Annotated in this window: 11 protein-coding genes; 8 read left to right on the top strand and 3 right to left on the bottom strand. The window is 65.4% G+C overall.

Annotated features, from left to right (window positions below; all coding sequences use genetic code 11):
* Positions 1–10: 10 nt before the first annotated feature.
* The 4 genes from KWG56_RS13425 (at position 11) to KWG56_RS13410 (ending at position 4,181) form a co-directional block, all read left to right on the top strand.
* On the top strand, positions 11–442 hold the full coding sequence (locus KWG56_RS13425; RefSeq protein ID WP_219355145.1) for a DUF6152 family protein: 432 nt from the start codon (positions 11–13) through the stop codon (positions 440–442).
* 15 nt (positions 443–457) lie between these two features.
* Positions 458–967, top strand: a complete 510-nt coding sequence (locus KWG56_RS13420) for a DUF6644 family protein (RefSeq protein ID WP_201101207.1) — start codon at positions 458–460, stop codon at positions 965–967.
* A gap of 10 nt (positions 968–977) precedes the next feature.
* Complete coding sequence (locus KWG56_RS13415) at positions 978–1,448, top strand: DUF6644 family protein (RefSeq protein WP_219355144.1); 471 nt, start codon at positions 978–980, stop codon at positions 1,446–1,448.
* 111 nt (positions 1,449–1,559) lie between these two features.
* Entirely contained in the window at positions 1,560–4,181 is a 2,622-nt protein-coding gene (locus KWG56_RS13410) for a TonB-dependent receptor plug domain-containing protein (protein ID WP_219355143.1), read from the top strand.
* An 82-nt stretch (positions 4,182–4,263) separates the two neighbouring features.
* Here KWG56_RS13410 and KWG56_RS13405 read toward each other — a convergent pair whose 3' ends face one another.
* Both KWG56_RS13405 and KWG56_RS13400 read right to left on the bottom strand, forming a co-directional pair.
* Positions 4,264–5,574, bottom strand: coding sequence for a hypothetical protein (locus tag KWG56_RS13405; RefSeq protein WP_219355142.1), 1,311 nt, complete (start codon positions 5,572–5,574; stop codon positions 4,264–4,266).
* 37 nt (positions 5,575–5,611) lie between these two features.
* Positions 5,612–6,139 (bottom strand): hypothetical protein, encoded by a 528-nt coding sequence (locus KWG56_RS13400; protein WP_201101203.1) that lies wholly within the window; start codon positions 6,137–6,139, stop codon positions 5,612–5,614.
* A 286-nt stretch (positions 6,140–6,425) separates the two neighbouring features.
* Between KWG56_RS13400 and KWG56_RS13395 the strand changes: the two genes are divergently transcribed.
* The 4 genes from KWG56_RS13395 (at position 6,426) to KWG56_RS13380 (ending at position 12,019) form a co-directional block, all read left to right on the top strand.
* Positions 6,426–7,388: a hypothetical protein gene (locus tag KWG56_RS13395; RefSeq protein ID WP_219355141.1), complete on the top strand. Its 963-nt coding sequence runs from the start codon at positions 6,426–6,428 to the stop codon at positions 7,386–7,388.
* Between the two features lie 14 nt (positions 7,389–7,402).
* Positions 7,403–8,320, top strand: coding sequence for a hypothetical protein (locus KWG56_RS13390; RefSeq protein ID WP_219355140.1), 918 nt, complete (start codon positions 7,403–7,405; stop codon positions 8,318–8,320).
* A 206-nt stretch (positions 8,321–8,526) separates the two neighbouring features.
* Positions 8,527–10,494, top strand: coding sequence for a TonB-dependent receptor plug domain-containing protein (locus KWG56_RS13385; protein WP_219355139.1), 1,968 nt, complete (start codon positions 8,527–8,529; stop codon positions 10,492–10,494).
* 4 nt (positions 10,495–10,498) lie between these two features.
* A complete protein-coding gene (locus tag KWG56_RS13380; protein ID WP_219355138.1) occupies positions 10,499–12,019 on the top strand; it encodes a PepSY domain-containing protein in 1,521 nt (506 codons plus the stop codon).
* Here the strand turns inward: KWG56_RS13380 and KWG56_RS13375 are convergent.
* A complete protein-coding gene (locus KWG56_RS13375; protein ID WP_219355137.1) occupies positions 11,976–13,043 on the bottom strand; it encodes a LysR substrate-binding domain-containing protein in 1,068 nt (355 codons plus the stop codon). The genes KWG56_RS13380 and KWG56_RS13375 overlap by 44 nt on opposite strands.
* Between the last annotated feature and the right edge of the window lie 307 nt (positions 13,044–13,350).

The raw sequence follows: 13,350 nt of genomic DNA, 5'->3' as shown, positions 1-13,350 counted from the left end.
GATGGGTAAGATGAAACTGCGTGCTCTTGTTCTGGGATTGGCGCTGACGGCTTCGGTCGCGGCGCCGGCGTCGGCTCACCATTCGTTTGCGGCCATGTATGACGCCAACCGGCCGATCCGGCTGGTCGGGCGCCTGACCAGCGTCGAATGGACCAATCCGCACTCCTATTTCCACCTTGAGGTCCGTGACGCCCAGGGCCGGGTTACGACCTGGGCCTGCGAAGGGGCCGGGCCGGGCGCCCTGTCGCGTCGCGGCTTCAGCCGTTCGGACATCAGCGTGGGCGACACCCTGGTCGTCGACGGCTATCTGGCCAAGAGCGGCGGGCGGATCATCGATGCGCGCCGCATCACCCTGCCGGACGGCCGCAGCGTCAGCGGCGGCACGCCGGGCGACGGCGGTCCGGGCGACGCCGCCCCGCGCGCGCCCCGTCCCCAGGCCTGACGCCGGGCCTATCGAGTGGCGAGTTTGATTCAGGCGGGTGAAGCGATCCCGCCCTTTATTTCTGTCATCTACAACAGTCCGCTGGCGACCCATGTGCGCGAGTCGGAGATCACCTTTCCGCTGCTGCAGACCTTCCATGTGCTGGGCATCCTGCTGATGGTCGGCTCCATCGCCATCGTGGATCTTCGGATCCTGGGCGTGGTGCTGAAGGAGCGGACGGCGGCGGAGGTGGGCAAGAGCCTGCTGCCCGTCACCTGGGTCGGGTTCATCGTCATGTTCCTGAGCGGCGGATCTCTGTTCGCCGCCCAGTCAGGCAAGATCTATGACAACATCTTCCTGCAGGTGAAGCTGGGCCTGCTGTTGTTCGCCGCGCTGAACGTGGTGATCTTTCACGCCACCACCTATCGGTCGATCGCCTCCTGGCCCGTGGAGGGCGCGCCGCGTTCCGCCAAGGCGGCGGCGGTTCTGTCCCTGGTCGTCTGGGCCGCAGTTGTCGTGACGGGGCGTTACATTGCTTATTACTGAAACCCCCTCCGTGTTCGAGAACCTGTTCCTGTCGCTGGGCGATACGGGTGTCGGCCTGTTCCTGGCGGGATCGACGGCCAGTTTCGCGGCGGTGGAGTCGCTGCACCTGTTGGGTCTGGCCCTGTTGGGCGGCGCGGCGTTGGTTACTGATCTGACCGTGCTGCGTGTGGTGTTCAGAAGGGCGGATCCGGCGCGGATCGCCGCTGCTCTGTTCCCGCTGCTGCTGATCGGCCTGTCCATAATGGTCGTGTCGGGCGTGCTGCTGGTGTCCGCGGGGCCGCTGAAATACTGGCTGAATCCGCTGTTTGGACCAAAGCTCCTGGCTTTGCTCTTCGCCGTGGTCGCGCAGTTCCTGCTTTACCCGGTCATTCTTAAGTGGAATGTTCAGAAGTCAACCAATCTGTCTAAGGTTATAGCTGCTGCTTCTATCCTTATATGGATTACGGTTGCCGTAATCGGTCGGTGGGTGGGTCTTATATAGATCGACCATATGGACGGTCTCAAACATCATAACCCGATATACTTACGCTGATTATTTGATCTGATACCCACTGTTCTTCAAGCCGTATTGGCAGGCCAAGGGGAACAGGTCATGAGCAAGAGAACAGCAACCGGGCGCGTCGGCCGATATGGCGTCAGCCTGATCAGCCTGGGCGCGGCCCTGCTGGCGGCGGGCGCCGCGTCGGCCCAGCAGGCCACCACGGAAGCGGCGACACTGGGCGAAGTCGTCGTCACCGGCGCGCGGGCCTCGGGCCGCACCGTCGAGAATGCAGTGGCGCCGATCGACGTGATCAACGGCCAGGCCGTCGAACTGGCCAACAAGGCCAATGTGCTGGAGCAGCTTCAGGCCAATCTGCCGTCCTTCTTCGTGCCGAATGTGGCCACGCCCAACATCGGGTCGATGGTCCGCTCGGGTCAGCTGCGCGGCCAGAACTCGGGCCACACCCTGGTGCTGGTCAACGGCAAGCGCCGCCATTCGACCGCCTTCCTGGGCGCGGGCGGTGAATCCGCCACGGCGCCGGTCGATCTGTCGACCATCTCCAGCGCCTCGATCCGCCGGGTCGAGGTTCTGCGTGACGGCGCCTCGGCCATCTATGGGTCGGACGCCATCGCGGGCGTCATCAACATCATCACCGACGACAGCCCCGAAGGCGGCCGCGCCTCTTATCGTTACGGCGAGTTCGCCGACGGCGGCGGCGAGACCAGCGTCTTCCAGTTCAGCCAGGGGTTCCGCATCGGCGAGGCCGGACACCTGCGTCTGAGCGGCCAGTATGACGACCAGAAGATCGTCATCCGCAACAGCCCGGTGAACCCGGCGCTGCTGTATTATTTCCCGATCAATCCGGTCACGGGCCAGGAAATCCTGCCTGCGGGCAATCTGGAGAGCAATCCCAGCCTGCCCGTCGGCGCCATTCCCAATCCGAAGGAAGCCACGCGCGACAACAACGCCTGGATCAACTCGGGCAAGGCGCCCTTCACCCTGTCGTCCTACTCCATCGACTTCGGCCTGCCGCTGAACGACAAGGTCGAGACCTACGCCTTCCTGACCTATGCCGAGCGTGAATCGAGCGCGCCGCAGAACTTCCGCACGCCGAACCGCAACGCCAACGTCCGCGCCATCTATCCGAACGGCTACACCCCTGTCGAAGCCATCGACGAGACGGATTATTCGGGTCTGTTCGGCATTCGCGGTAATGACCTGTTCGGCTGGAACTGGGATCTGAGCTCGGTCTATGGCGAGAACTCGATCGACGTGAACGTGCACAATTCGATCAACGTCACCTATGGCGCGGCCAGCCCGACCTCCTTCTATATCGGCAATCACAACTATTCGGCCTGGACCAGCAATTTCGACCTGCGTCGCAGCTTCCTGATCGCCTCCATCCCGACGGATGTGTCGTTCGGGATCGAGCATCGCCGCGAGCACTATCAGCTCGGCGCGGGCGATGCGGCGGGCTACACCCACGGCGGGGCCAAGGTTCTGGACGGACCGAATGCGGGCCAGACCCTGTCCAACTCCTTCGCCGTGTCCCAGGCGCTGCCCGCCTATCGCCCGGACGAAGAGCAGGACGTCAAACGCGACAGCACCTCGATCTATGTCGGGGTCAGCGTCACGCCGGTCGAGGCCTGGTCGGTCGATCTGGCGGTGCGAGGCGAGGACTTCTCAGACTTCGGCAGCAAGGCGACCTGGCGCGTGTCCAGCCGCTATGACTTCAGCCCGCGCCTGGGCGTGCGGGGAACGGTCAACACCGGCTTCCACGCCCCCGCTCTGGCGGCCCTGTCCTACCGTTCGGTCGGAAACGCCAACACCTCGACCAACTATACGCTGGCGGTCAGTTCGCCAGAGGCCATAGCTTTGGGCGCCAAGCCGCTGCAGCCGGAAACCTCGACCAACTACAGCTTCGGCGTGGTGGCCAAGCCCTTCTGGGGGATCAATCTGGCGGTCGACGCCTTCCAGATCGAGGTCGAGAACCGCATCACCGCCCTGGGCCAGGTCAATGCCGCGGGCGCCCGCTGGCTGGACAATCCCGCGAACGGCACGCCCGCGCCCGGCCAGTCGGTGTCGCAGCGTCTGACCAACGGCCGGATCAATCCCGGCGACGGCATCAGCTATCTGCTTAACTCGTCCGACATCCGCACGCGCGGGGTCGAGATCACGGCGGACAAGACCTTCCTGCTGGAGCAGGATAATTTCCTGAACCTGCCTGCCGGCAGCCGCCTGAACCTGTCGTATGCGGGCAACTTCCTGAAGCGTGAACTGACCAAGATCTATGACGCGCCGCCGGTCCTGACCGCCTATAATCCGAACATCACCCTGCTGAGCGCGGGCGATGCAGTGAACCTGACCAACACCCTGCCGCGCGAACGGCACATCCTGTCGGGCAGCGTCAATGTCGGGCGGTTCCAGGCCTTCGTGCGCCAGAGCTACTGGGGCGAGCTGCCGCGTTCGGGCGTCGTGCCGGCGGGTTCGCCCAACGCGGGGACGGAGATATTCTATGACATCGGCAAGATCTGGACGACGGATCTGAGCCTGTCCTACGACATCCGGGACAATGCGACCGTGACAGTGGCGGGCAACAACATCTTCGGGACCAGGCCGGAGAAGACGCCCGCGCCCCTGCAGGCCTTCACTCAGCTGTGGAGCTACGGCAACAACGGCGCCATCGGGGCCGAGGGCGCCTTCTGGTCGATCAAGCTGGACGTGCGCTGGTAGGACCGGCGCCGTCAGGCGGACAGACGAAAGGGCGTCCCGGGCGGGACGCCCTTTTGCATTGCGGCCTCAAGGTTGATGCGGCTCAGTTGAGCGGCGTGGCGGTCCAGATGGTCGAGGGATCGCGCTGCTGGGCGACCAGAAGCTTGGTCTTCAGATTGGCCCCGTTCTGGCCCTCGACCTCGAATAGGACCTCGATCGCCTGATCGTCGCGGATGCGGGGCAGGGACTTCAGCACGGTGGGCGAGGTCACGGCTTCCGCCACGCCGGACAGGCCGATGTCGCGCGCGCCCGCGATGATGCTGATGGTGTTGCCGGTCGGGCCGGGGAAGCGGGTGAAATAGCCATAGTCCCGCACCAGCCCCTGCGGCGGAGGAACCAGCGCCGCCTCGCTGTCATAGGTGCGGCCCGCCTTGTGGTCGATGATCTGGTCAAAGCTGGCTCCCACCGTCAGCCGCCCGCCCCGAAAGGCCGGATGGCGCACCGGCCCAAGGCCGCTGAGATAGCCGACATAGACCACGTCGTGGTCGCGCAGCATCTGGGGTGACACCTGGGAGGCGCCGATGATCTGTGCCGACGGATGACGCGCCATCAGGGGCGCCAGATCCTGCAGCGCCGTCGCCACCGAGGTCGGCAGATAGCGCAGGTCCAGGTCCATGTAGCGGTAGTGCAGGTCGTCGTTCTCCATCATGTACTGATAGAGTTCGTCGCGGGAGTTGATGAAGAACTCGCGCGTCAGGCGCAGAACCTGACCCTTCTCGTCGGTGTCGCCGAAGATGTAATAGTCGCCCAGCACGATCAGCAGCGGCGCGGCGGCGCGCTCATAGACGCTCCACGGACTGGCGTCCAGAAACCCCTTTGGCCGCGAGTTCACATAGGTCGCCGCGCCCCAGCCCGCGAGGTGGGCGACGCCCAGACCGGCCGCGCCAAGGAACAGCGAGCGGCGCGATATAGCGATCTTGTCTGGAGACAGTTTTCCAGCGGATGTCGGGCGCAGGCCGTCTTGGGACGTCGTGCGGGCGGCAGGCGTCTGTGCGGGCGTGGGATCGCCGGTCTCGCCTTCGGCCGCCGTCTCGACCACCAGCCGGTATTCGCCCCGCGGCAGGGCCAGACGGTCCGGGCCGCTGAGGCCGTGGCGCAGATAGAAGTCGTCCAGCCGTTTGCGCAGCCGGTGGATGTTGACCCGGACCACGGCGTCCTGGCCGGGAATGAACTCGCGTCCCCGGTTGAAGACCTCGCTGGCGATGTCGGTCTCGCTGGGCGGATCGGCGTCGGCGGAGCGTTCGACCAGAAAGTCGAACAGGCGCGTCAGCTGGCCGGGGCGGCCCAGGACGCCGCTGCGGCGGATGCGTTCGGCGTCGGACGACAGGGCGGAGACTGCGGCGGCGTCCGTCATGCCGCGCGCCGCGTCGTGCGGCGCAGGCGGGGGCGGCTCATGGTTCGTCGGCCGCCTGGATCGCCGCCAGTTCTTCCGCCGAGACGACTTCGAAATCACCGGACAGGCGCAGATGAACCACCACGGCGCCGGCCGAGTCGTTCTTGAAATACCAGCCGTGCAGCCCGTCATAGGGCACGGTCACCGCACCGTTGCTGAACAGGCCGCTGAACTTCTGATAGCTGACGTCCTCGCCGGTGCCGGGTTCGACCCCGTGGCCGAACAGGTCGGAATAGAACTCCTCCGGCTCGGTCACGCCTGAGACGGACCAGGAATAGAGGATGGGCGTGCCCGCCTTGGCCCGCACCAGCCATTCGATCCAGTGCCCCGCCTCATCGCCGGAGTTCAGGGGGATATTCACCGACAGGGTGCGATAGGGTTCGGCCGACAGGACGGGCCGCGTCCCGGCGTCCTCCGCACGCACGACAGACCCCGCCAGGGCCAGGCAGGCCGCCGCCGCCCCTGCCAGCAAAAGCGACCAGGCTGGACGATGATCGCGTGGATGGACGGCGGTCTTGGCTGGCATTCAGAAGGCTCCCCTTGGCGCGTGCCTGCCCCCTGTGGCGGCCGCGGCTGTGGCGTGAACCCTAGTCCAGTGCGTTCGATGAACCTTGGCTGTTTTCCTAAAGCGGGGCGCAGGCTTTCTAAATCGGTGTGCGGATCGTCCCGTTCGTCTGCATCCGGCAGAGCGAAAGCATATGCATATGACGACAAGCATTTTCACTCACGCGAGGCCGCCAGACCATAAGCCGCAATGCCGTTACGCCCGCCTGAAAGGCTGGGCGTCGATCCGGCGAGCGAGGGGAGCGACTTTGACGCATTGGTTGAAATCAGGCCGAACGAGGCGAGGAGGCGCGGCCCTGGCCGTTCTGCTGGCGGCGACAGCCGTGGCGGGCCATGCGACCGCCCAGACGGCCCCGGCGCAACAACAGATTCTTGGCCAGCCCTACACCGGCCCGGTGGTCGCCACGCCGCGCGGCGCGGACGGCAAGCCTGTGCTGACCGGCTATTGGAAGCTGCTGCATGAGGACGGCAAGCCGGACGGCAATCTGGCCAAGGACGAGCCGGGCTTCGTCCCGCCGCTGACGTCCGCCGGACGTGAGGCCCTGGCCTTCAACCAGACGGTGATCGACCCGGAGGCGCGCTGCCTGATCACGGGCATCCCGCGTCTGCTGACCAGCGTGCTGCCGTTTGAAATCCTGCAGACGCCGGATCGCCTGGCGACCCTGCACCAGCTCAGCTGGCACCGCTGGGTCTGGCTGGACGGGCGTGCGCGCGATCCGGAGCAGGACCCCAAATATCTGGGCAACGCCCTGGGCCATTGGGACGGCGATGTCCTGGTGATCGAGAGCTCGGGCTTCCACGACAGTTCGGCGGGCAATCTGTGGCTGGACGACAACGCCAATCCGATCAGCGCCGATGCGGTGGTGGTCGAGCGCTGGAGCCGTCCGGACCGCAATCACCTGAATCTGGAGCTGACCTATACGGACCCGCGCTATTACAGCCGTCCGATCACCTATCGCCGCAGCTGGGTGCTGGCGCCGGAAGGCGAGCACCTGCAGGAGTTCTCCTGCGAGTGGAACACGCCCTGGATCCTGAAGCATCTGGAGCGCGGCCCCGGTCCCATCGGGCCGAACGGCAACCGGGGCTATGGCCCCAATAACCAGATCACCCCCGACCTGCCGCTGGGCGCCGTCGAGGGCACGCGGGGCGTCGGCTACTGGCTGTTCCGCGCCAACAAACCCAAGCCGTCCGACCTGCCGGTGCAGCCGTGAACCGGAGCCAGAACATGAAACGCAGTCTCGCCGCCTGGCTCTGCGCCGGGTCCGTCGCCGCCCTGGCCGTGACCGCCGCCACCGCCTACGCCCAACAGGCCGCGCCGCCGCCGGAAGAGGAATCCTCGGTCGCCACGCCGGGAACCCTGCACACGGGGCCCAAGGTCGCCACACCGCTGGGTATAGATGGAAAGCCGGACCTGTCGGGTCTGTGGCGGCCGGTCCGCACCCCCGGCCTGCCGGGCGGCAACATGGGCAAGGACGAGCCGAACTTCATCCTGCCGTTCAACGCCGTCGGCCTGCGGGCGCTGGTCTATAGCCAGAACCACACCGTCGACCCGGAATCGATCTGCATTCTGGGCGGCATTCCGCGCCACAACGCCAGCGGCCTGGCCTTCGAGATCCTGCACACGCCGGAGCGGTTCGGCACCTTCTATAACTACAACACCCACCGGGTCGCCACGATCGGCGCAAACCTGAGCTTCCCCGCACGGATCGAGCAGAAGTATTTCGGCACGGGGCTGGGGCATTGGGAAGGTGATGTTCTGGTCATTGAGACGCGGGGGCTGCGCGACAGCTCCAGCGATCACATCTGGCTGGACGAGAACGGCAATCCGACCAGCAGCCAGACGGTGGTGATCGAGCGTTGGTCGCGTCCCGACTATCATACGCTGAACCTGGCGATGACGATCACGGACCCGAAATACTACACCCGTCCGATCAGCTTCAACCGGACTTGGACGCGCGCGGATCGCGGTCAGGGGCAGGGTGAATACCCCTGCAATGAGACCAACAACGCCGCCGAACATATTGGTCCCGGCGCCGGGGTCATCGGTCCCGACGGCAACCGAGGCTTTGGCTACACCAATGCGGTGCTGCCCGATGCCCCGCCCGGACCCGAAGCCTATGCGGATGTTCTGGACAAGAACTGATCCCAGGACCTGAGCCGATCAAAGGCCGTCATGCCCCGCGCATGGCGGCCTTTTTTCTGACCAGCCGGGGAGCGGTTTTCGTCTGAGCCGAGCAGCTTCCAAGGTTACAGGCCGTAACGTTACGGAACAAAAATAACATATAAATAACAATACATTGGGTGATTTTAAGCGCCTTAACCCCTCCGATGTCTACGGGGGTTCCATCAATGAAATACGCGTATGTCGCCTTGACGACGAAGGCTCTGCTTCTGGCTTCGGCGGCGTCCGCCATGGCCCAGAGCACGCCGCCCAGGAGGGAGCCGGACGTTCGGCCCGCTGCTGTCGATGATGTCGAGGTGGTCGCCCAGAATCTGGAGCAGACCCTGCCGCTGACGCTGGCCCAATATGGTTCGCCGCTGGAGATCGTCACGGCCAAACAGATCAAGGACAGCGGCTTCATCGACGTGGTCCAGGCGCTGGAGCTTCTGGTTCCCGGCGTCACCGTCAGCACCCAGGCGGGCGCCTTCAGCTACGCCAACATCTCGCTGCAGGGCTCGCGCAACAGTGACGTGCTGTGGACCATCGACGGCGTGCGCATCGGCAACCGGCTCTACAACTCCACCAGCCCCGCCGACACCCTGCCGGCCTCGATGGTCGAGCGGGTCGAGGTGCTGAAGGGCGGGCAGGGCCTGTTCTACGGCACCCAGGCGGTCGCGGGCGTGATCAATGTCGTGACCCGTCCCTTCACCGAAGAATGGAAGGGCGCTGTGTCCGCCGGTCTGGATTCCAATGACGGTTCTCACCTGAACGGATCGGTCGGCGGCGGCGTCGGTCGTCACCGCGTGGTCCTGTGGGGCTCTCGCGACCAGTCGGACGGCTATGAGCTGTATGACGCCTATCAGCCCAATACGGACCTGAAGAACCGCACCTATGACGTGCGAAGCCTGGGCCTGAAATACGGCTACGCCTTCACCGACGACCTGCATCTGACGGCCCAGTACATCCTGACGGACGCCAAGCTGGACTATCCGTCAGTGCGCGGCGTGTCGGTCAACGACCGCAAGGAGACCATCGCCATCGGACGGCTGGACTATACGCCGTCGGATCGGGTCCAGCTGTATCTGAAGGCCTATCACCACCAGTGGGACACCGACTATTACACCCGTCCCGCGCCCTCGGCCTATTGGGGCTATGAGGACTTCGGCCTGAATGCGATGGCCGAGCTGAAGCTGAACAAGGGACTGGCCTATACGGTCGGATACGAGTTCCAGAACTATCGCGGGCGCGACGACGTCCTGCTGATCGCGGGCGAGACGGAACAGGTCCACGCCGCCTTCGGCCAGATCCGCACCACCGACGACTTCTCGCGCAAGCTGCGTCTGGCGGCGGGGGTGCGGGTCAACAGCACGCCCAAGACGGACTCCACCGTGTGGAACCTGTCGGGGGCCTATGACATCACCGACAATCTGCATTTCGACGCCATGGTCGGCACGTCCTTCCTGCTGCCGGACGCGCAGCAGCTTTACGGCATCGACCTGTGCTGCTCGCGCGGGAATCCGGCCCTGAAACCGGAGGAGAGCTTCAACATCAATGTCGGCCTGTCGGGTCGGATCGGCGACCAGGCCTGGCTGATTTCGGGCTGGGATCGTCGGATCGACAATCTGATCACCAGCGACACCTCCAATCCGCCGGCGGGTTATCCCAGCCTGTTCGTCAATATCGACGCCGAGGTGAAGGCGCGAGGGTTCGAGGTCACGACGCGCGGCCCGCTGGGCGCCGGGTTCAACTATCTGCTCAGCTACACCTACAGCCAGGAGCGGGCGCGCGGCACGAATGTCCAGATCGCGGGACGCCCAGAACATTCGGGCAAGGCGATCCTGTCGTGGCGCTCGGAGGGTCCGTTCGGCGCAGACCTGTCGGCCAAATACATCGGCCAGACGGAGTCGGTGGTGTCAGGCTTCGGGACCCAGGCTTACGGCGACTACTGGGTGGCCAATCTGGGCGGCCATGTCTGGCTGGACCCGTCCAACCGCACGCGTCGTCTGAATGTGCGGGTCGAGAACCTGTTCGACACCAACTACGCCACCTCGGTCGCATCGGCGGTGCTGACCGGATCGTCGCCCAGCACGCGGTTCCTCTATCACCGTCTGGGTGCGCCCCGGACCTTCTATGTCAGCCTGAGCCAGAGCTTCTGACGTCATGATCAGGCTGCTCTCTCGTGGATTGCTGGTGGTCCACCGTTACCTTGGCGTCGGCGTCGGTCTGCTGATGACGCTGTGGTGTCTGTCCGGCTTCGTCATGCTCTATCAGGGCTTCCCCTCCCTGACGGATGCAGAGCGGCTGGAGGGATTGCAGCCGCTCGACCTGTCGGCCTGCTGCGATCTGGATCGTCTTCCGTTCACGGACGATCAGATCGTACCGGGCTTCCGGGTCGAGATGCTGGGCGGTGATCCGGTGATCCGTTTCTCCGGCACGCCGCGTCGGGGCGCCGCCGTCCAGAACGCGCCGACGGGATCCTATAATCTGCGTACAGGCGAGCCCGTGAAAACGCTCGACGACGCCCAGGTTCGTCAGGTCGCCGCTGAATATGCGGCCCGACACGGTCTCGAAGGCGCTCTGGTCGCGCGGCGTCTGGACAAGGTCGATCAGTGGACTATTCAGGCTGGGCGTCGCGCCCCCCTTTATCAGATCACGGTCAATGATCCGGCGGGGTCCGAGATCTATGTCTCCGCCGCCTCGGGCGAGGTGGTTCAGGACACCAACCGGCGCGAGCGGGTCCTGTCCTGGTTCGGGGCCATTCCGCACTGGCTGTACCCGACCGTTCTGCGTTCCAACGGGGCGCTGTGGACCCAGGTGGTGATCTGGGCCTCGGTGGCGGGCGTCTTTCTGACCGTGACGGGCCTCTATGTGGGGATTTCCCGGTTCGGGCGGCGCAAGAACGGACGGTGGTCGCCGTTCCGGGGGCTTTGGTACTGGCACCACATCATCGGTCTGGTCTTCGGCCTATTCACCCTGACCTGGGTGCTGAGCGGCCTGCTGACCATGAACCCGTGGGGCCTGCTGGACGGAACGCCCAACAATCTGCGCCGGTCGCTGACGGGAACCCACACCTGGGCCGAGGCCAAGGGACTGATCGCCCGGGTCGGTCATGCCTCGGCGCCGGGGCGCGGCGTGGCGCAGCTTCGCTCCGCGACCTTTGGCGGCGAACTGTCAGGCGTGACCGTCGGGCCGCAGGGCGTGGTGCAACGCTGGACGGTCGCAGGTCCGGTTCAGCCGTTGGAGGCCGCCGCTGTCCGCGCCGTCATAGAAAACAATGCGTCCGCGCCCATCGCCCAGTTCGACCTGCTGACCAAGGCGGACGCCTATTATTACGGCTTCAAGACCCCGGTCGCCTGGCCGGTCTATCGCGCCATCCTGCAGGATGATCAGGCTACGCGCCTCTACGTCGACCCCAAGACCGCAGAGGTGGTCCGCATCGCCGACGCCTCGTCGCGCGCCTCGCGCTGGTGGCGGAACGGCCTGCACAGTCTGGACGTGGTGCGCGCCCGTCCGCTGTGGGACGGTCTGGCGATCCTGCTGCTGGCAGGGGTGACCCTGGTGTGCGGCACCGGGGCCTGGATGAGCATCCGCCGCACCAAGCGCGACCTGACCGCGCTGCGCTGGGGCCTGGCTGATCTCAGCAGCCGCCTCTTCGGACGTGGGCGGCGGGAAAGGCGGTGACGTTGCTGGGCGCAGGCACAGGCGCAGGGTGGAGCGGAACGACAGGCTCATGCGCCTGAACATCGCTCCACCAGGGCGCGGGCCGGTCGGGCAGGGGGCGGCCGTCCCGCAACAGGCGGCTGATGTCCTGCAGCGAATAGCGGGGCGCCAGCAGCCGCAGCAGGTCCAGCGTATAGCGCCGCGCCACCGTATCGCGCCGCAGCACCGCCCAGGCGGTGCAGGTCGGCAAAAGGTCGCCGATGTCGATGGCGACAAGGTCTGCCCCATCGCTGGCCGAAACCGCCATTTCGGCGATCAGGCCGACGCCCAGACCCGAGCGGACATAGGACTTGATCAGTTCCGGGTCCTGGGCCGTGCCGACGAAACGCGGGGTCAGGCTGGACAGGGTGAAGGCGCGCGACACGCTGGATCCCGCTCGCGCCATCGACGGATAGGACACCAGCGGATGCTCGGCGATGTCGGCCAGGGTGATGGCGCGTCCCAAACGCGTCAGCGGATGGCCCGCCGGAACCAGCAGGCTGCGTCGCCAGCGATACAACGGGATGGCGGGCGATCCGACGCTCTCATGTTCGCTGGCGCTGACGACGGACAGATCGACGGACTCGGATTCCGAGGCCGAAGCCGCCGGGTTCTCGCTGAAGTAGGACTGGCGGATGCCCAGCGCCGGATACTGGGCCTTCAACACGCCCAGCACGCGCGGCAGGAACAGGCGCGCCTGGGTCTGGGTGGCGATGATGTGCAGTTCGCCGTCGCTCTGCTGCTGGAAATCCGCCGCCAGGGACCGGATGTTGTCCGTCTCGACCAGAACGCTGCGGGCGCGATCGATCACCTCGACGCCGGCGGGCGTGGTCCGCTCCAGGCTCTTGCCCTTGCGCACGAAGACCTGAAAGCCCAGCTCGTCTTCCAGCAGTTTCAGCTGTTTGGATATGCCCGGCTGGGTCGCGTTCAGACGCGCCGCCGCCGCCGTGATGTTGAGGTTCGCATCCACCACCGCGATCAGATAGCGAAGCTGGACCAGCGTCATCGCGCCAGCCCTGATCGCGATTGATCCTGAAATCCGTTGATGCGCACTGTGTCTGTTCCCCTTCCGGACCGGGAAAGGGGAGACCCAGGGCCAGGCTGGCGCCGCCCTGTCTTCTCCTCATCCCCCGTGCCTTTGTGGAACGGGGAAAATCTACCGGAAAGCTAGGAATTGTTACGGTTGCAACAGCAATTCTAACGTTACATTTCAGGTTGCAGCATTCTGCAACCTGAGAACTGGCGGGGCGATGCCACACGATAAGCCGGGTGGGCCAGTTCACTGGGATGGTCCGTCCGCAAGTGCAGAGGAT

It is taken from the genome of Brevundimonas nasdae, assembly GCF_019395145.1.
Taxonomy (GTDB): domain Bacteria; phylum Pseudomonadota; class Alphaproteobacteria; order Caulobacterales; family Caulobacteraceae; genus Brevundimonas; species Brevundimonas nasdae.
This window is presented reverse-complemented; position numbering and strand designations above follow the sequence as displayed.

Excerpts from the sequence above, each read along its gene's own strand:
- KWG56_RS13425 (WP_219355145.1), top strand. The coding sequence starts at position 11 with ATGAAACTGCGTGCTCTTGTTCTGGGATTGGCGCTGACGGCTTCGGTC.
- KWG56_RS13385 (WP_219355139.1), top strand. The coding sequence starts at position 8,527 with ATGAAATACGCGTATGTCGCCTTGACGACGAAGGCTCTGCTTCTGGCT.
- KWG56_RS13405 (WP_219355142.1), bottom strand. The coding sequence starts at position 5,574 with ATGACGGACGCCGCCGCAGTCTCCGCCCTGTCGTCCGACGCCGAACGC.
- KWG56_RS13410 (WP_219355143.1), top strand. The coding sequence starts at position 1,560 with ATGAGCAAGAGAACAGCAACCGGGCGCGTCGGCCGATATGGCGTCAGC.
- KWG56_RS13375 (WP_219355137.1), bottom strand. The coding sequence starts at position 13,043 with ATGACGCTGGTCCAGCTTCGCTATCTGATCGCGGTGGTGGATGCGAAC.
- KWG56_RS13390 (WP_219355140.1), top strand. The coding sequence starts at position 7,403 with ATGAAACGCAGTCTCGCCGCCTGGCTCTGCGCCGGGTCCGTCGCCGCC.
- KWG56_RS13380 (WP_219355138.1), top strand. The coding sequence starts at position 10,499 with ATGATCAGGCTGCTCTCTCGTGGATTGCTGGTGGTCCACCGTTACCTT.
- KWG56_RS13400 (WP_201101203.1), bottom strand. The coding sequence starts at position 6,139 with ATGCCAGCCAAGACCGCCGTCCATCCACGCGATCATCGTCCAGCCTGG.